Origin of the sequence: Rhizobium oryziradicis (genome assembly GCF_001939045.1) — a bacterium.
In the GTDB taxonomy this organism is placed as follows: domain Bacteria; phylum Pseudomonadota; class Alphaproteobacteria; order Rhizobiales; family Rhizobiaceae; genus Allorhizobium; species Allorhizobium oryziradicis.
Genome location: NZ_MKIM01000020.1, coordinates 34,819 through 54,558 on the forward strand (window position 1 = coordinate 34,819; position 19,740 = coordinate 54,558).

General features: G+C 57.7%; 11 protein-coding genes. All 11 read right to left on the reverse strand.

Features of this window, described 5'->3' with window-relative positions; translation table 11 throughout:
• Positions 1-153: 153 nt before the first annotated feature.
• Positions 154-2,688 (reverse strand): methyl-accepting chemotaxis protein, encoded by a 2,535-nt coding sequence (locus tag BJF95_RS02035; RefSeq protein ID WP_075637783.1) that lies wholly within the window; start codon positions 2,686-2,688, stop codon positions 154-156.
• 491 nt (positions 2,689-3,179) lie between these two features.
• Complete coding sequence (gene pbpC, locus BJF95_RS02040) at positions 3,180-5,219, reverse strand: penicillin-binding protein 1C (protein ID WP_075637924.1); 2,040 nt, start codon at positions 5,217-5,219, stop codon at positions 3,180-3,182.
• 44 nt (positions 5,220-5,263) lie between these two features.
• Positions 5,264-10,705: an alpha-2-macroglobulin family protein gene (locus tag BJF95_RS02045; RefSeq protein ID WP_075637925.1), complete on the reverse strand. Its 5,442-nt coding sequence runs from the start codon at positions 10,703-10,705 to the stop codon at positions 5,264-5,266.
• Between the two features lie 187 nt (positions 10,706-10,892).
• Positions 10,893-12,164: a CynX/NimT family MFS transporter gene (locus BJF95_RS02050; protein ID WP_075637784.1), complete on the reverse strand. Its 1,272-nt coding sequence runs from the start codon at positions 12,162-12,164 to the stop codon at positions 10,893-10,895.
• Positions 12,164-12,559 (reverse strand): YbaN family protein, encoded by a 396-nt coding sequence (locus BJF95_RS02055; protein ID WP_075637785.1) that lies wholly within the window; start codon positions 12,557-12,559, stop codon positions 12,164-12,166. The genes BJF95_RS02050 and BJF95_RS02055 overlap by 1 nt, the downstream gene beginning before the upstream one ends.
• Before the next feature lie 79 nt (positions 12,560-12,638).
• Positions 12,639-13,286, reverse strand: a complete 648-nt coding sequence (locus BJF95_RS02060) for a 2-dehydro-3-deoxy-6-phosphogalactonate aldolase (RefSeq protein ID WP_075637786.1) — start codon at positions 13,284-13,286, stop codon at positions 12,639-12,641.
• Positions 13,287-13,296: 10 nt separating this feature from the next.
• Positions 13,297-14,226: a 2-dehydro-3-deoxygalactonokinase gene (locus BJF95_RS02065; protein WP_075637926.1), complete on the reverse strand. Its 930-nt coding sequence runs from the start codon at positions 14,224-14,226 to the stop codon at positions 13,297-13,299.
• Positions 14,227-14,247: 21 nt separating this feature from the next.
• Positions 14,248-15,765, reverse strand: coding sequence for an aldehyde dehydrogenase (NADP(+)) (locus BJF95_RS02070; protein WP_075637787.1), 1,518 nt, complete (start codon positions 15,763-15,765; stop codon positions 14,248-14,250).
• A gap of 198 nt (positions 15,766-15,963) precedes the next feature.
• Complete coding sequence (locus BJF95_RS02075; protein WP_075637927.1) at positions 15,964-16,899, reverse strand: Gfo/Idh/MocA family protein; 936 nt, start codon at positions 16,897-16,899, stop codon at positions 15,964-15,966.
• A 71-nt stretch (positions 16,900-16,970) separates the two neighbouring features.
• Positions 16,971-18,716 (reverse strand): L-arabinonate dehydratase, encoded by a 1,746-nt coding sequence (gene araD, locus BJF95_RS02080; protein WP_075637788.1) that lies wholly within the window; start codon positions 18,714-18,716, stop codon positions 16,971-16,973.
• A gap of 56 nt (positions 18,717-18,772) precedes the next feature.
• Positions 18,773-19,738: an AraD1 family protein gene (gene araD1, locus BJF95_RS02085; protein WP_075637789.1), complete on the reverse strand. Its 966-nt coding sequence runs from the start codon at positions 19,736-19,738 to the stop codon at positions 18,773-18,775.
• Between the last annotated feature and the right edge of the window lie 2 nt (positions 19,739-19,740).

Consider the following 19,740-nt stretch of genomic DNA (forward strand, 5'->3'; position numbering starts at 1 on the left):
GCAGCGTGCGACCTGATTGTCTTGTGGCTGACGTTTAACAAAGGGTTGGGTCATCAAGTCAAGCGAATGGTGAAGAAAAGCGACGCGCTACCGATCAAAATAAAAACCGGCGCACCCTTGCGCGCCGGTTGCTCAAAGCCTGAGGCAAGTCCCTCACGCCGCGTGGGCGGTGGCGGAGCGCCTGTTCTGCTCATTGCCCAGATTGAACTGGTTGATCAAGGCCATCAACGAATCAGCCTCATCGGCCAATTGCCGGGTGGCGGCATTGGTTTCTTCCACCATGGCGGCGTTGCGCTGGGTCATCTGGTCCATGCCATTGACGGCGGAGTTGACTTCGCCAAGAGCCGTGGACTGGTCGCGGCTTGCCACTGCGATGGCTTCAACCCGCTCAGAAACCGTGACAATCTTGGTGGAAATCTCGGCCAATACCACGCCTGTTCGCTGCACCAGCTGAGCACCGGACGTCACTTCCGTGCTGGAGGTGGTGATCAATCCCTTGATCTGCTGGGCCGCACCGGCCGAGCGCTGAGCCAGTTCGCGCACTTCCTGCGCCACCACGGCAAAGCCACGGCCAGCCTCACCAGCGCGAGCCGCTTCAATTCCGGCATTCAAGGCTAAAAGATTGGTCTGGAAGGCAATTTCATCGATCACATCGATAATCTGCACAATCTGACCAGAGGCGGTTTCAATTCGCCCCATCGCGTCAATGGCGCTGGCAACAACATTGGAGGAGGTGTCGGCGGCACCCTTGGTTTCGGCCACAATGGCATTGGCTTCATGGGCCTGTTCAGCGGAAAGCTTCACCGTTGTGGTGATTTCTTCCACTGCCGCCGCCGTCTGCTCCAGCGATGCAGCCTGTTGTTCGGTCCGCTTTGCCAGCTCATCGGCAGCAGCGCTCATTTCACCGGCATTGCGCTGAATGGAATAGGTGTTGGAGCGGATCTGACGAATGGTGTTTTGGAGGTGCTCCAGAGAGGTGTTAAAATCGGTGCGCAATTGCTCCAGGCGGCCGGTAAATGGCGTGTCGATGGTCGATGAAATATCACCTTGAGCAAGACGGCCAAGGCCGGAGGCCAGTGCATTGACGGCAAATTCAATCTGGCGATCCATCTCCTGCTTTTCGAGATCGCGCAATTTGCGCTGTTCTTCCGCCTGGTCGCGTTCTGCTTCGCTGCGGTGTTCGATTTCAATTTTCGACAGCGCATTTTGCTTGAACACGCCCAGAGCGCGGGCCATTTCACCAATTTCGTCAATGCGGGTTTCGCCGCTGATTTTGGTTTCCAGCATACCATCGGCCAGACGGCGCATAGCCGCAGTGATCTGACCAATTGGTCCTTTGAAGGTGATCACAAGCCCAATGCCCGCGAAGATCGAGATGATGATCCCGAGCGTCATGGCTCCAATGGAGATGGAATTGACATCACGACGTTCTGCGTTAGCGCTGTTTTTCTGCAGCTGCGCAAAAGCTGTCAATTGCTGCCAGATCTTATCGAGATCGTCATTGGCTTTGCTAAAGCTCTGTAGGCGTTCGTCGCGGGCTTTGACCAGAGCCGGGCTGGCGTTTTCCATCAGGTCGATGGCGTTTCCGACCTGAGCCTGCAAGGCTTCGAAAAAGTCGAGAGAGCCAGCGCTTCCAGCCAGGGTTGAGATATTGCTGCGAACGCCGATAAACTCATCTTCAAGACGTCTGAGATTTTCTTCTTTGGGAGCCAGCATAAAGCTCGCTGCCATGATTTGCGTTGAATAGATGGAGTTGACCAGATGACGGCCATCTTCCTGTACAGACTGCGCCAGAGACAGGGGCTGGTCCAACTCGCCAAACCGCTTTGTCGCTTCTTTCATTTTCTGTTGGGCGGCAAGGCCCAGATAGGCTGAAAGCTGCACGAAATTGCGAAGCTTGGTGGCCATGGCATCGGTGGCTTCTGGCGATTTGTCTGCCGCTTTCACCATGTCGGCCAATTGATCCAGAATGGTGCCGATGGTTTTTGCCGCTGATTTGTTCTTTTCTGGCAATGCCATTTCCAGAAGATTGCGACGAAGGGTCATCTCTTTAAGATTTTTGGCAATGAGATCGAATTTTTCATCCGGGGTCGCAAGTTTGGTGAAACTACGATTGATGTCGCCCAAAAATGTGCTGGTTTGTTCAATGGTGTCGGCGTCGCGCAAGAGCTGCTTGGCGGCCTTGTCATCCCGTTGAATCGAGCTGGATATATCGCGCATGTGATCGCTCAGCGTTGTTTGCGCCTGCACGATCTCACCGATGCCCTTTTTCATGTCTTCGGTCAGGCCTTCTTCCTTCTGGTGCAAAGACCAAAGGGTGCCAATTTGCGCTGAAACGCCGTCGACCATGGTAATGGCCTGTTGCAGTTGATCGCGTCCTTCCGCGTCCTCTCCCACTTGTTGCTGTGTTGCTTTCAGCAGCTCCTGGGTTTTTTGCAAATTGCCTGAAACAGCATCACGGGTTTGCACGGAGGCGTTTCTCAGAAACTTTTCCATGGAGGCAGAGACATCACGAAAGCCGCTCAGCGATTGCAGCACGCTGTTGGAAATCTCCATGCGGCCTTGAAGCAGGCCGGATGCATAAAGACCCGTAAAGCCGACTGCGCTGATACTGAGAACAAAAGGCAGAATAAAGATCAGGACTTTGGTCTGGATACGGAAACGTGACAACAATCGATCAACAAACATTGTTTCTAGGCTCCTCCAAAAGCCATGGTACCAAAACCGAAATACTGCTCTGTCGGGTCATTCTTTGATCACGGCACAGTTTCGATCCGCATTTGTGGCATCGATGCATGCGCAAACGGTTTCATCGCATGCAAACTGAGACCTGTGACCGGTCTCCAACAGGTATTCTGGTTCATGCACAGCGCCGCGCGTTTGATAAAACGCAAAAGATGACACGGTAACACTTTAAATCTGCTGCAGAATTTTCTCCCTAAATCCAGTCTGATTTAAGATATTATGCAGTCATCAGTCCGTGGAACAATCATTGTGCCCGGCGCTGTTGCTCGGCCGACCTCATCGTCACCCCGGAATCTAGGGTGTTTATATTAAGATAGGTTTAAATCACCCGAAGTATCCCGCATCTCAAGGGATTCGAAGGTATTGCCGCGTTTGATCGGGTGAGAAAAACGATAAAGCACGGCTCTTTCGAATCCAATAAAATGCGCGGGGTTTCAGCGCACGAAAATGCCGACACTTGCGGTTCGCCCCAAGGCGTCAATCACCGTCAAGGTCGAGTAGCCAGCGCCCTTTGGCACCCAATTGGTGTTGCGGGTGCGCACCAGGTCTGGCAGCGGTTGGCCGTTGGCAAGCCAGCGGAAGGGCGCACGGCCCGCCTGCAATTTCAGCGCCAGTGGCAGGGCCTGCCCGTCTTGATCCTTGCCCAGTTCCACATGCGACCCCTCGGGCGGATAGACGATCACCGGGGCTTTTTCGCCAGCGCGCAGGCTGACCAGCCCGTTGCTTTCTCTGGAAAACCGCTTCAGCCCGGCTGGTAAATCAGCCTGTTTTGGGTGTTGGGTACCAGAAAGCGCTGTGGGCAAAGAGGTGGGTGCAATACCGGATCGAGCGAAAGCCTGAAACAAAATAGGGGCGGCGGTGCCATAGCCGCTGAGGCCTGGAATAGCGCTATTGTCGGGCCTTCCGACCCACACGCCAATCACGGTGCGGCCATCATAGCCTATCGACCAGCCATCACGATAGCCGTAGCTGGTGCCGGTTTTATAGGCGATGCGCTCTCTGGGGCTGCCAAGCGGCGGCGCGACGCCTGCGAGAATATCGGTGATGCTGGAGGCGGCAGCCTTATCAAGGAGCAGCTCTGGTTCGGGCGTGTTGACATTGGGGGTGACGCAGTTTTTCAGGCGTATGCTGCTGCCCTGGCGCGCCAGTGCTGTATAGAGCGCCATCAGGTCTTTCAGCGTCGTGCCAGCGCCGCCAAGGGCCAGCGCAAGCCCCGGCGTTTCCTGTGAGGGAAGCTGTATTTTAATATTGGCTTTGCGCAAACGCGACAGCATTTGCGAAGGACCGACCGCATTCAGCAAGCGCACAGCGGGAACATTGAGCGACAGTTGCAACGCCTGCCGCACCGTGACATCGCCTTGATAGGTCATGTCAAAGTTTTTCGGCCGGTAGCCGTAGAAATCAGCGGGCCGATCTTCGATCACGGTTTCCTGTGCGATCATGCCTTGTTCAAAAGCCAAGCCATAGATGAGCGGCTTGAGGGTGGAGCCGGGTGAACGCTCAAAACGCGTCATATCAAGCCAGCCGGACCGGCTGGCGTCGAGATAATTGGCGGAGCCAACATGGGCCAGAATGTTACCCGTTTGCGCATCTGCCACCATAATGGCCACCGACACTTTTGGCGGAAGCCGTTGGGCGGCCTCTCTCGCCACAGTTTCCATGGCCGCCTGCACGCTTTTGCGCAACGTGGTGGGATAGAGAGGGCTCTCTGGCCGTTTGCGCCGCTTTTCATCGGCCAGATTGGCGGCCAGAAGGGGCAGCTCCAAGCGGCGGCGCGGCAGGTGTGCAGCGCTTGCCTGTGCCACCTCAATCGCCGAGACAATACCCGCCGTTTGCATGCGTGCTAACACGCGCTCACGGGCATGAAGGGCGTTGTCTGGATAGCGATCAGGCCTGCGGCGTTCCGGCAACTGCGGCAAAGCCACCAAAAGGGCGGCTTCGGCAGGCGTCAGATGCTTGGGCTCCTTGTTGAAATAGGCAAGGCTTGCCGCCCGCACCCCTTCAAGATTGCCGCCGTAAGGCGCGTGGGTGAGGTAAAGATCAAGAATTTGTGCCTTGCTCATGCGGCGTTCAATTTGCACGGCACGAGCCATTTGCAGCAGTTTTTGCGAGAACGAGCGCGCTTTTCGCGGCTCGATCAGCCGTGCCACCTGCATGGACAGGGTAGACGCTCCCGACACGATCCGGCCATGGGTGATCAGTTGATAGGCCGCCCGCCCAAGAGCCAGCGCATCAAGGCCCGCGTGCTGATAGAAGCGATGATCCTCATAGGCGATCACCATGCGGATCAATAAGGGATCGACATCATCAGCGGTGGTTTTCAGCCGCCAACGACCTTCTGGCGTGGTGAAAGCGCGTAACAACTGTCCATCCTGATCCTGCATTTCTGCAGAAGTCGGACCAATCCTGTCCAGTGGCGGCGGAAAGGCCTCGTCAAGCCAGTTGAGAGCCAACCACCCAGCGCCAACCATCATCAGAACAACCAGTCCAATGACGCCTATGGTCCGACCACGTCGCCTCACGGGTTGGCTTTCACCTCCATGCGGCCAACAGCGGTGCGCGCATAACGCTGTGGGCGATACATATCTTCCACGGTTGCCGCCGGATGATCATAGATGCCGGGGGTAACAGCACGCACCACATAGGCCAGCACCATCTCGCCATTGTCCTGCCGGGTGCTGTCGAGGGCTGCCACAAAACGGTCGTTGCGGAACTCCAGATGCGCGGCTTGCGTATCGCCGATCCAGTCGAAATTGGCGAGGCTGGCACTGCCCACCAGCGCTGGATTATCAATCTCAAGGCCTGCTGGCAGAAGATCGGTGATCAGCAACTGGGTTGGCAAAGGCTTGTCCTGCGTCACCTTGAGCACCACCACATAACGCGTGTTTTGCGTGGCTTCACTGATATTCACCGGCTGTCCCGCAAGATCGTAATAGCTGCGCTCAATGGTAAAGCCAGCGCTGGCCGCAGGCAGCGGATAGCGCGGTGCTGCAACCGTGGTGACAGTGGCCATCAGCGGTTCCTGACTGGTGTTTTGCAACAGCACAGGCTGTTTCAACAGCTCATTGCCTTCAATCCGCGCCCGGTACGCGCCGGTGTTAACCGCACCATTGACGGTTACGCGCATGCCGTCATCGCCTTTATCAACGGCGCGAGCGGCCAGCAGCAACCAGGCCTCTTCCTGCGTGCTGGTGCTGTCCTTGGTTTTCCAATCCGCAATCACGGATTTGCTCAGAGCCGGAATAATCGAGGGAACGGGGTGCGATTCAGCAGCCAGTGCCAAAATGGCAGCACCATCGCGCAGTTGCGAACCATAGTCGGAGCGTTCCAGGCTGACCGGTTTTGTCGATCCTTGCTCGGACATGCTGGCGGCTTGCGCAAAAATGGTGGCGGCGCGGGTCGGATCACCATAGAGCGACAAGGCTGCGGCCAGATGGGCCTTGGCCAGCGGCGTGGGGAAGCGATCCAGCATCGTGTCGGCATAATAGCGCAAATCACTGATGGCGGCCTTGCGGTTTCTCGCCAAAACATAGAGCGCATAGGCAATGTCATTGCCCTTTGCACTCACATCGGTCTCATAAGACAGCTTGTTGGAGAGATTATCCAGTGCTTGCACCAGTGCATTGTCTGGTACATCAAAGCCTTTTTCGCGGGCACGGGTCAGAAAATCTGTCACATAGGCATCCAGCCACAGGTCTTCCGAGCCGGGTGCCCACAGGCCAAAGCTGCCTGCTGCTGCTTGATAGGACAGAACCCGGTAAATGGCATCCTGCACCCGATGCTTGATCTCGGCATCATCGGGCAGACCGGCAACCGAAGCCATATCACTGAAATAGAGCAGGGGCAGGGCGCGGCTGGTGGTCTGCTCGGCGCAGCCATAAGGATAGCGATCCAGACTGGTCAACAGGGCTGCGATGTCCAAACTGGCACCCCGCGACACAGACAGGCTGACAGACGCTCCCGTCATAATGCTGTCGGCCAACAGATCACTGTCAACTTTCAGGCTTGCGCCAGCCGCCAGAGGCAGTTCACGACGGGTGGTGACCGGCAGCGAGGCCGGGCGCACGGGCAGGTCCAAAGATTGGGTGAGCGACAGGCCGTCGGTATTGCTGAGTGCCACTGTAATGGCACCATCCCCGGTTTGAGTGGCGGTGATGGGCACAATCAGGCTCGTTTTGCCGCCTGCGGTCAAGGCAATCGTTTTTTGCGCATCTTTTGCGTCCACGCCAACAGCGGCATTGCCAGTGATAGCGAGGCTGTAATCACCGCTTGGTGCATCGGTGGCCGCCAGATCAAGGCGCAAGCTGGAGACATCGTTAGGTGCTAAAAAGCGCGGCAGAGAGGCCGTCACCACCACAGGATCGCGGATGATAACATCGCTCGTGGCATGGCCAACTCCGGTGCGTGACCAGGCAACAGCCATGATCCGCACGGTGCCGTTAAACTGCGGAATATCAAATTTCACCTCAGCCTTGCCATTGCGGTCGAGCTTGACCGGGCCAGAGAAGAAGGCCACCAGCTTTTCCTTGGGCGGGCTTGCCTGCAACGCCAGCATGCCGCCATCACCGCCGCTTCGCAATGCGCCGGTATCCCCCAGCGATCCATCAATGAGACGACCATAGAGGTCGCGCATCTCAAGGCCCAAGCGCCGTTGGCCAAAATACCAGCTTTCCGGATCAGGGGCCTGATAGCGGGTGAGATTGAGAATGCCAACATCCACGGCGGCCAGCATGACATAGGCGTCATTGCCACCGCCGGTGACGGATACCGGAATGCTCAAAGCCTGACGCGGTTGCATCTGCTGCGGCGGATTGAGCTTCACGCTAAGTTTGCGCGGGCCGGGATCAATGTTGAGCCATGCCACACCGATAGAGCGGCTTGGCATGCGGCTTTCCTGTGCATCGCCCGGCCGCCAGAGTGTGGCCGTGACATAGCTACCAGCCCCAAAATTTTCGGTCACTGGAATGGAAATTTCGCTGTCACCCTCTGGCACGGTGGCGGTCTGGGTGGAAATCAGCGATTCTGAGCCAATGGTCAGCAAGACCTCGCCCGCAAAATGGGCGGAGATTTTCAACTTGGCAGTCTCGCCAACTTTGTAAACCGGCTTATCGAGGGCAATGTCCAGCGCGTCTGGTGTCTCGGACGAACTTGCCTCGACAAACCATCCAGCGTTGAACTCTATGCTGCTGGCTGCCGCCGCAGGGCCTGCGCCATCGACTTCTAGCCGATAGCGGCCCCAGTTGACATTGACAGGAAGATCCACACCGTCGGCAGCAATATCAATCACGCCATTGGCCACCTGCTTGGTGGTGGTAATGGGTTCATAGCGCCAGGAATTGCCATCGCGATACCATTGGTAATTGCGCTCCAACTGCACCAGCTTCCAATGGGCACCCGTGCTGGTCGCAGGCTTGCCGCTGGCATCCAGCGCCATCACACGGAAATGGCCGGTGGCCCCTTCGCCCAGATCGCCAGAAAATTCGGGTTTGATGCCAATAGCGGGCTGCTCTGTCTGCACCGGCAATGTCAATTGCCGCTCCACAGCCCGACCACTGCCTTCTTTCAGCCGCACCGAGAGCGTGGCCTCCAACAAGCGCGTGGTGGATGGCAAATCGTTGAGTTGCACGTTGATGGTGCCATGGCCTTTGGCATCCAGCGGCTCAAGCCCATCCAGTGTGAGAGTGGTGTTGTCACCGGCCTCTTCGTCGGCAAGGCCAAACACGTAAGCGGGCCATGCCTTGCTGCTGCGCGTTGGCTTGATCACCACGTCGCCTTCAAGTGTCAGCCCTTCGGCTGGGGCACCATAAAGATAGCGGCCATCCACACCCACGCTCAGCGGCGTACCGGGTGTTATCGCAGGCTCTGTTGATTTCAGGTCAAACTCGATCCGATCAGGAAGAAAATCATCCACCAGGAAGGTTTTCTCGGCAATGGCGGCCTTTTTGGGATCGACGTGGATACCCAATGTCCATGTGCCGCGCATGACATTGCTGTCCAGCGCCAGATCAACATTGTGGCCACCAAGGCCAGCACCGGTGCTGACCACGCGGCGATATTCCACCCCGTCAGGCCGGGTGAAGATGAATGTCAGCGGCAGGCCATCGATGGCTTCAGCACCTATATCACGCGCCAGCGCGCCCACATGCACGGTTTCGCCGGGGCGATAGATGCCGCGCTCGGTCCAGGCATAAATATCAATCGCGCCGGGCGCGGGTCTGCCGGTGACACCACGATCCGACAGATCAAAACCAGCGCGGGTCATGTCCAGAAACACGTAGTCTTTGCCGGGCTGCTCGGCGGTCAGCACGGCAGGGGCAAGGGCCGCCCCCGCCCGCATCAGGCCCGGCGAGAAAATGGCCCTGCCATCCGCATCGGTGGTGGCGGTGCCGAGGATTTCGTTGTTTTTGGCCAGCAATTTCAGCTCAATCCCCGCCAGCGGCTTGGCAGAGGACAGGGCGCGGGCAAAGACATTCAACCCATCGGTTCCGGCAAAGGTGGACAGGCCAATATCGGACACCAGAAACCATTGGGTGGCGCGGTCGTCCCACTCGTCTGCCTTGCCGCTGTTGGCAACCGCCGTCAGCACATAAACACCGGGCTTTCGCTCTGGCAGCACATCGTCCACCGGAAAGCTGGTGGTGACTTCGCGGTTGAGACTGGTGGCGATATCAATGCTGCCCTGCCAGATCAACTCGCCATTGTCTTGCTCAATGCGGCTGGCGCTGTAGCCACTGAGCTGCGAGAGAAATTGCGAATTGGTCATCAGCGGCGCAATGGCGCGATCACCAATACGATAGAGCTTGAGATTGGCGCGATCGGTGTTGACCGATACCAGCGGAATGCCATGACGGGCCGAGGATGGCAGCACGAAATGATCGCCGGTGAAACGCACTGTTGGGCTGCGGTCACGCACATAGACCTGAATATCGGTCTTGGCAGCCAGTGGCTCGTCGACCGAAGATGGCAGACCTTCACGCAAGGCTATGGTGTAGCGCTTGCCATAGTCCAGCCCTTCGATACACAGCTGGCTGCCCTTGATTTCCATGGATTTGGGTGGCTGACCGTCCACGCTCACGTAAGGCGTATAATCCGTGCCCCGCGCAATCAGCGGATCGGAAAACTGAATGCAGGCACGCGGAGATGCTCCATCAGCATCAACGCTATTGCCGGTGATGCGAAAGCCCTTGGTGGATTTGAGCGCTAGATAGGCCGCACTGACCGATGGGCTGGCGCTGAGATCCAGACTAGCCTTGTAAGCGCTCAGCGCTGCACGGTAATTCTCGTTGCGTTCTAGTCCCTTGGCCATCACGGCGAGGGCGCTGGCGCGGGCTTTGGCATTGCGGCTCAGATCATAGCCGATGATGGCGGCATAAAGCCCTTGGGTTGCAAGTTCGCGATTGCTTTTCACGGCATTTCCGGCGCGGGCCGCATCAATCCAAAGTGTGGCATCATCAGGGGCAATCAGCAGGGCCGAGAGAAAATCGCCCAAGGCTTCCGGTGCTTTGCCCGCCGTGAGGTTGCCATAGGCTTGCCCCATCAAGGTGTTGAGGCCAAGCTCCGAGGCGGTTGCTGTCTGGGGCAGATTTTCGCGAAAATCTTTGGCTTGCTGGCGCAGATCATCGGAGAGAAAAGCAAGTTTTGGCGCGCGGCCCAAATCTGGCTGGGCATCCTTGATCACCACTTTGCCGGCAACGGCCCCTGCAAAACTGTTCAGCGTGTTGAAGTCTGACTTGAGGAAACACCAGCGCGCCTTGATATTATAGGTAAAAGCGCGGCAGGATTTGTCATCAACACAAGCGGTCTGGCATTGGGCCTGGGAGACATTTTGCAAGGTGCGAAGATCAAACCCCGCATAGTCGCTATCCACCGTGGTTTCCACGCTGCGGCTTTGATCTGCGGCCATAACAGGTTGGGTTTGCAGACCTGAGAGCAAGACCAATCCCGCAACGGCAAATTTCAGATATGTGAACACGCCCGGCTCTCCGTCCCTGCACGACAGCAAACCTTTGTGCGCCCTATAGGGCGCACAAAGGTTTGCTGTAGCATTTATATTTTCTGCATAATTTTTGCCTTAAAGCGATTCCGATTTAAGGAATTATGCAGTACCAATCATCGGCAAAATACTCTTGTTTTTTAACCGATTGGTGTCAATTGTCTTTTTCGGTTGTTGTCACATTCACATGCAGATTTCGACCCGCCCGCCAGCCATGCCAGCCAGCCCCCATGCCAAGCGCCAGAAACAACAGGGCAGAGGCGCTAAAACTGCCGGTGAAGGCACGGATCAACCCCACCAGAAGGGGTCCAATTGCCGCCAGACAATAGCCGACAAACTGGGCCATGCCCGATAGATGAGCGGCAATTTGCGGACTGCCGGAGCGCAACACAATCGTGGTCATGGCCAGCGCAATCAAACTGCCTTGGCCAATACCTTGCAAAATCGCCCAGAACCAGACGGTGGAGAGCGGCGCAAACAACAGCCCGAACAGGGCAATGACCGCAACACCGACAAAAGCGGCGTTGACCAGCCGCTGATCTTTGCCGCGCACCGCCAATTGGGGAGCGATAATACAGGCGGCGGCCTGCACCATGACGGAGACGGAAACAATGCCGCCCGCCGTGACGCCATCCAGCCCGCGCTCACGCAAAATGGGCACCAGCCAGCCAAACACGCAATAGGCCAAAGCCGATTGCAGGCCGGTGAACAGCGTGACATTCCATGCCAGCCGATCCTGCCACAGGCCTTGCACGCTGACGCGCAGTTTTGCCCGTTTGGCATGGGTGGAGAAGTTTTGCGGCAACCACAGCACAAAAACCAAAAATGCTGGCAGTGCCCAGATGGCAAGCCCGATGGAGAGGGATCCACTGGCTGTCTTGATTGGCAAGGTCAAACCGGCCGCTGCCGCAGCCCCGCCACACAAAGCCATGGTGTAAAAGCCGGTCATGAGTGCGGTGCGGTTGGGAAAATCGCGCTTCACCAGACCGGGTAGGAGCACATTGCCCACGGCAATGCAGCCACCCGCCAGGGCGGTTCCCAAAAACAGGGGCGTGGCCGCGTGCAAGCCGCGCAAAGCCGTGCCGATGGTGAGCAGCAACATCATGACGCCGAGTGTTTTTTCCGCGCCAAACCGATCAGCAAGGCGCGGAGCCAGAGGCGAGAACACCCCAAGGCAGACTACGGGCAATGTGGTGAGCAGGCTTGCGCCAAAGGCGGAAAGGCCAATCTGCTCGCGTATTTCGGGCAAAAGCGTGGAGGCGCTGGAAAACAAGGGCCGCAAATTGAAGGCGATCAGCACCAGACTGATGCCCAGAATGACGCGCGAAAGATTGGATCTCGACGGAGAAAGGTCGGGCTTTTCATCCGGCTCGGCATCGATCAGGAGTTCGTCGCCAAGGTCGAGCGCGGGTTTGATCTGGGACATTAATCACGGCTCTCCGAGGCTGCGTCTTGATGCTTTGGTTGTGGTGTGGGCCGTGTTAGCACGAAAGTGGCAGAGCCTGCCAGAATGATGGCGGTCATAATGCGCACCCACAGAGGGGCAGACGAGAAAAACCACATGACACAAAGGCTTGCCGCCATCATCGAGACGGCCAGAATTTTGGCGCGGGTGGAAATGGCCCCTTGTTTGCGCCAATCGGCCAGAGGCTGGCCGAAGCGGGGATGATCCAGCAACCAGCGCTCAAAGCGCGGCGATGAGCGGGCAAATAGTCCTGCGGCAAGGATCATGAAGGGGGTGGTGGGCAACAGCGGCAGGAAAATGCCAATCACGCCGAGGACGACAAAAAACCAGCCGAGTGCAAATAACACCAGTCGCATCGATCATGTCCCCAAAAGCAATTCGCCACCAGCCGTCAGCGGGCCGGTGGCGAAATATAGCACAGGTGCAGCGCTGCGGTTAGCCTTTGTGGGCTGCAACCGCTGCATCATAAGCGGCCACCAGCTTGGCAGCTCTAGCCTTGACCACATCGGCCTTGTCACCAGGCTTATAGAGGCTGGTGCCAATGCCAAAGGCGCGGGCTCCGGCCTTGAGATAGTCGCCAAAATTGTTTTCGCCAACGCCACCGACGGCACCCAGCGGGATATGGGGTGGCAAAATGGCCTTGATGGCATTGATGCCGCTTGGGCCGAGCACGCTGGCGGGGAAGAATTTAATGGCAGACGCGCCTGCCTTGATGGCAGCGAGCGCTTCGGTGGGTGTGAAGGCACCGGGCATGGAGACCATGCCAAGCCGTGCCGCCTGACCAATCACCGATGGATCGGTGTTGGGCGTGACCACAAGATTGCCGCCGACATTGTGCAGCTCTTCGACAGAGCCTGCATCCAGCACGGTGCCTGCACCGATCAGGATCTCGGATGGTGCCAGCTTGCGGGCTTTTTCGATCGACACAAACGGCTCTGGCGAGTTCAGCGGCACTTCAATGGCCTCAAAGCCTTCTTCCAGCAGGGCTTCCACCACGCTTTCAATATCGGCTGGGCCGATGCCGCGCAAAATGGCGACCAATTCGCGCTTCAGGGTGGGCCATGGAACGATGGGGGAGGTCATGGGGATTATCCTACTTCGCAGATGTCAAAAGATGTTGGGCCGCAGCAAACAGGCCGTCGCGCACCAGCGCGCTGCCATCAAGGCTTTGCGCCTTGGCTCCGGCCTGCGTCAAGGCGCGAATATAAAGCGCTGACAAGGATTTGGAAGCCACGATATGCACGGTTTTGCCGGAGGCGTAAAATTGTCGCATGCCGGCAATCTCTGCGCCAATCAACAGCCCAGACAGGCGGCTGGCCGCTTCATTGGGGGCGGGCGTGGAGAGCAATCCGCCAGCACGGATGGAAAACAGGCTGGTGGTCAGCGAAAAGCCTTCGCTCAACGCTTCCGCAACAGCGGTGTCAAAAGCCACGTCATGGGTCGAGTGGTCGCTATCCTGTGGGATGGACAGACGCAGGATCGATTGCTTGGACAAGAGATCAAACATCTCGCCGGTCATGGCGGTGCGGAAGCGTTTGACCACGCCCTCTTCCAGGTCCACCCATTTGCAATGGGTGCCGGGCATGCAGATGATGCCTGTGGAAATACCGCCTGCGACCACGCCTGCCAGTTGGGTTTCTTCCCCGCGCATCACATCAAACGGGCCAGTGTCTTTCTGGCAAAGGCCGGGAAGAATGGACACCGGGCGCGATGTTTTGGGCGACACAGTATGAAGGTGCAGTCCAGAAAGCGCTGTGGGTGTTTCCACGTATGGCGCTTCCAGCCATCCGGCCCGCGCACCGGCCATGCCCGCGATGACCACGGGCAGATCTTCAGGCGCATTCAGCGCCTGAAGATTGTCTTCGAGAACAGTGGCAAACCGATTGTCTGCCGCGCAGGCTGACATGCCGTCTGCGGATTGGCGCTCGCCGAGGATTGCGCCCTCAGCATCCACCAACCACAGACGAAAATTGCTGGTGCCCCAATCCACCAAAGCGGCAAAGGGGGCGTTATGTGTGCTCATGTCAGCCATGCGATGGAACCGTTATTGTTGCAGATCTTCTGGCAGCAGGGCCACCGGAATGTTCTGATAGCTGACTGGGCGCAAGAAACGGCGGATCGCCATGGTGCCAACCGAGGTTGCGCCAAAGTTGGTGGTGGCCGGATAAGGACCGCCATGCACCATGGCATCACAGACTTCAACACCGGTCGGGAAGCCATTGGCCAGCACGCGGCCAGATTTGCGCTCCAGAATCGGCAGAAGCTTTTTCGCAGTTGGCGCGTCAGCATCATCCATATGCAGGGTGGTGGTCAGCTGGCCAACAAAGCTTTCCGCCAGCTTCACCATCTCGGCCTCATCCTTGACGGTGACGAGAATGCCAAGCGGACCAAACACTTCTTCGCCCAACACATGGTTGGCCAACCAGTTTTCGCCGGTGGTGGCAAACAGGTAAGGCGTGGCGTTGCGCAGATCGCAGGTGGTGGTCAGAACGGCTTGAACGCCTTCGGTCGCTGCAATCTTGTCGGCACCGGCGCGGTAAGCGTTGGCAATGCCGTCGGTCAACATGGTCTGGGCGTTGACGCTTGCAAGGGCGGTCTTTGCGGTTTCGAGGAAAGCGTCCGCTTCCGCGCCTTCGGTGATGATGGCAATGCCGGGATTGGTGCAGAACTGGCCAGCGCCCATGGTGAGCGAACCAGCCCAACCCTTGGCAAGCGCTTCGCCGCGTGCCGAAATGGCGTTTGGCAGCAGGAACATCGGGTTGACCGAGCCAAGCTCACCAAAGAACGGAATAGGCTCTGGACGACGCACGCAGAGATCAAACAGCGCACGACCACCGGCCAGCGAGCCCGTGAAGCCAACAGCGCGGGTCAGCGGATGCAAGCAGATGGCCTCTCCGGTTTCGCGGTTGCCGCCTTGTACCAGCGAGAACACGCCGGGATGAACGCCTGTGCGCTTGATGGCGGCATCAATGGCTTGGGCGACGATTTCAGACGTGCCGGGATGAGCCTCGTGACCCTTGACCACAACCGGGCAGCCAGCGGCCAGTGCGGAAGCGGTATCACCGCCAGCGGTGGAGAAGGCCAATGGGAAATTGGACGCGCCAAATACGCCAACCGGGCCAATCGGCCGCTGCATCAGGCGAATGTCGGGGCGGGGCAGAGGCTGGCGGTCTGGCAGGGCGGCATCAAAGCGGCGGTCCAGATAGTCACCCTTGCGGATATGCTCGGCAAACAGCTTGAGCTGGCCAGTGGTGCGGCCGCGCTCGCCTTGCAGGCGGGCTTCCGGCAGGCCGGTTTCCTGAGAACCAATGGCGGTGATGGCTTCGCCACGGGCGTCAATTTCTTCCGCGATGGCTTCGAGAAACTTGGCGCGCTCTTCGCGTGTCGAGTAGCCATACGATACAAAAGCCTCTTCCGCAGCCTTGAAGGCGCGATCAACAAGCGCTGCCGAGCCGAGAGCATAGGTGCGGCTTTCGCCAGTTGCGGGATGGGAGACGAAAGTGCCTGCGCCATCCACCCATTCGCCTGCGATCAGGTGCTTTCCGGTCAGATTCAATGTCATCCTGAATTCCTTTTTTCTCAATAGAGTTTGTCAGGGAAAAGTGGAATCCGGTTTTCCCGAAAAGACAAACTCAAATAAGGGAATCTAGAGGCTGTCTGGTTCAATCTGAACCTAACAGGCTCTAGAAATGGGGGACACAAGCGCAAGATCAGCTTGGGAGGCGCGCCTGTATCCTGTCAGAAACTATGAAAGTTCCTGTTACTCGATAAAGGCTTCAACCTCATGACGCTCTCCGGTCAGGAAAGCATCGGCAACAAGGCGAAGCGGCTGATAATCGGCATCGCTCTTGCGAGTCCGCACCAGTTCCGCAAAGCGGGTGTAGATGCGGGCGTATTCGCGGTCTGGGCCTTCAACCGTCAGCTTGCCATCAATATAGAGTTCCGCACCGCCTTTTGCGAGGCGAAGCGTGCCTTTATCTGTCTCGACCACGATATCCCAAGTCTGCGGGCCTTCCTGACGCCAGTCAAATTCGGCGCTGATGGGAGCGCCTGCGGCACTGCGCATCTTGAGGCTTGCCGCTATCGGCTGCTGGCGATTGGCGGGGAAAGACAGCGATGCCTTTTCTACAATCGTCTGGCCGGGAATGATAGCGGTGAGGATGGAGAGCGCATTGATGCCCGGATCAAACACGCCAAAACCACCGGCTTCCCAGATCCATGCCTGACCGGGGTGCCAGCGGCGCACATCTTCTTTCCAGGTGATGGTGACGCTGGTGATTTTCTTGGTGGACAGCCATTCGCGGGCTGGTTCAACACCATTGGCAAAGCGCGAATGCCAGGTGGCAAACAGCACAACGCCTGCCATATCCGCCATTTCAGCCAGCGCCTGCGCTTCGCCCATGGTGGCAGCAGGGGGCTTTTCCATCAATACGTCGAGGCCTGCTGCAATGGCTTTTTTGGCCATGTCAAAGCGCACTTCTGGCGGCGTGCAAAGCGAAATGGCCTGAATGCCGTTGCGATTTTGCAAAAAGGCATCATAGCTTTCGAAATTCTCGGCACCTTCAATTTTGCCATTGCGGCTGATGGCAGCCTTGATGTCGAAATCGCGGCCTTCTTCGCAAGACGGAATGTGCTGGTCACGGGCAATTTTGCCAACGCCAGCCAAGGCCAGCGCGATCTTTTGGGAGGAGGTCATGAGCTTGCCCCAGTGTTCTAGTTCGTCAAAGAGAAATGCGCCGATCCGGCGCATTTCCTTGGTTGATAAGATTAATGCGAGTCTTTGCCAACGGCGGCACCACGACAACCCTTGAGGAAGTCGAAGTCGGCTCCGGTGTCGGCACCTTCCACGTGATCGTGGAACAGGCGGGCGTAACCGCTGGCAGGGGTTTCAACATTCGGGCGCCAATCGGCCAGACGGCGCTGCATTTCTTCATCGGAAATATCCAGATGAATCTTGCGGGCATCCACATCCAGCTCGATGAAATCGCCATCCTTGACAATTGCCAGCGGGCCACCACGGGCCGCTTCCGGCGATGTGTGCAGCAGCACGGTGCCGTAAGCGGTGCCGGACATGCGCGCATCCGAGATACGCACCATATCGGTAATGCCCTTGCGCAACACCTTGGGCGGCAGGCCCATGTTGCCCACTTCGGCCATGCCCGGATAGCCGCGCGGACCACAGTTTTTCAAAACCATCACGCAGGTTTCGTCAATGTCGAGCGCCTCGTCATTGATCTTGGCCTTGTAATCGTCGATGTCTTCAAACACCACGGCGCGGCCGCGATGCTTCATCAGATGCTCGGAAGCTGCCGATGGCTTCAGCACGCAGCCCTTGGGTGCCAGATTGCCGCGCAGAACAACGATGCCGCCGTGCTGGGTCAGGGCCTTCTCAACTGGCAGGATAACATCCTCGTTCCAGTTTTTCACATCCTTGACTTCGTCCCAGATGGTTTCGCCGGAAACCGTCAGGGCATCCTTGTTGAGCTTGCCCGCTTCGCCAAGACGCTTGATGACAACCGGCAGACCGCCTGCATAGAAGAATTCTTCCATCAGATATTTGCCCGATGGCATCAGATTGACGATTGTGGGGACGTCGCGGCCAAGGCGGTCCCAATCGTCCAGCGTCAAATCAATACCAGCGCGACCAGCCATAGCCAACAAATGCACAACGGCATTGGTGGAACCGCCGATGGCGCCGTTGACGCGGATGGCGTTTTCAAATGCTGCCTTGGTCATGATATCGGAAGGCTTCAAATCGTCCTTGACCATCTGCACAATGCGACGGCCAGACAGCTGCGCCATCACGCGGCGACGGCTGTCAACCGCTGGAATAGCGGCATTGCCAGACAGCGCCATGCCGAGCGCTTCGACCATGGATGCCATGGTGGATGCAGTACCCATGGTGTTACAGGTGCCGGAAGAGCGCGACATCGAGGCTTCGGCTTCCAGGAATTCTTCCTGCGTCATCTCGCCAGCCTTCACAGCTTCCGAGAACTTCCACAGATGCGTGCCAGAACCAACGCGCTCGCCACGGAAGTAACCGTTCAGCATCGGGCCGCCGGTGACAACGATGGACGGGATATCGGTGGAGGCCGCACCCATCACCAATGATGGCGTGGTCTTGTCACAGCCCACCAGCAGAACGGCACCGTCCATAGGCTGGCCACGCATGGCTTCTTCAACAGCCAGAGCCGCCAGATTGCGATACATCATCGCGGTCGGGCGGAAGGTGTTTTCGGAGGCCGAGAACACCGGCACTTCAACCGGGAAGCCACCAGCTTCCCACACGCCAGCCTTGACCTTCTCGGCCAGTTCCCGCAGGTGGCCGTTGCAAGGGGTCAGGTCCGACCAGGTGTTGAGAATGCCGATAACGGGGCGACCGTCGAACAGATCGTGCGGATGGCCCTGATTTTTCATCCAGCCGCGATGGTAGATGGTGTCGCGTGATGTGCCGCCGTACCACGATTGTGAGCGAAGCGTGCGGGGCCATTCCTTAGGTTTGAAGCCACTCATGGTGTTTCTTCCCGTGTTTGGTGTTAACGCGGCGGCTTGCTGCCGCCTCTTGTTGTTCAGATTTTCTTCACTGCAAATGGCGTTTCCGCGGCAACCACCAGCGGATTTTGCAAAGGCAGGCCAAATTCCGGCGCGCTCACTTCAAACACGTCGCCAGCGACAGTCTTGAAACCATCAGCGAAGGAAAGTGTCGCGGTGCCAAACATATGCACATGCAAATCGCCGGGCTGGCAGAACAGACCGTATTTGAAATGGTGATATTCCAGATTGGCAATTGTGTGAGACATGTTGTCCTCGCCCGATAGGAAAGGCTTTTCCCAAACCGTCTTGCCGTCGCGCAGGATTTTCGATGTGCCGTTGATGTTGGCAGGCAGATCACCCACGAGCAATTCCGGGCCAAAAGAAGCCGGGCGCAGCTTGGAATGGGCGAGGTAGAGATAGTTGATCTTCTCGGTCACGTGGTCCGAAAATTCGTTGGCCAGCGTGAAGCCAATGCGCACTGGCGTGCCATCGGTATCGATAACATAAAAGCCCGCAATTTCTGGCTCTTCGCCGCCGTCAAGCGCAAACGAGGGGGATTCTAGGCCGTCCAACGGTGCAACAGCATTGACGCCCGTGCCCTTGTAGAACCATTCCGGTTGCACGCCCCATGCGCCATCCTTGGGCTTGCCGCCTTCAAGACCCATGCGGAACATTTTCATGCTGTCGCTCATGCCAGCGGTATCCGCATGCATGCTGTCGCGGGCAGAAGCCGAACCGGTGTGGGTCAGGCCCGTTCCGGTCAGGAACATATGCGCCGCATCGGGATGGCGCACAGGACAATCCAGCTTGCCGCTGGCAGCTAAGCTTACCAGATCAACCACTTCGCCTTCGCCCTGCTTGGCGATCAGATCAGCGAGGCTAACCTTGGCAGCCAGCGCTGCCTTGGCGAGTTCAAATGTAGAGGAGAAGCCCGGTACAAGACGCGCGACTTCACCCTGCCGGCAGATCACCCCACCGGCTTTCAATTGCGAAAGATACATGA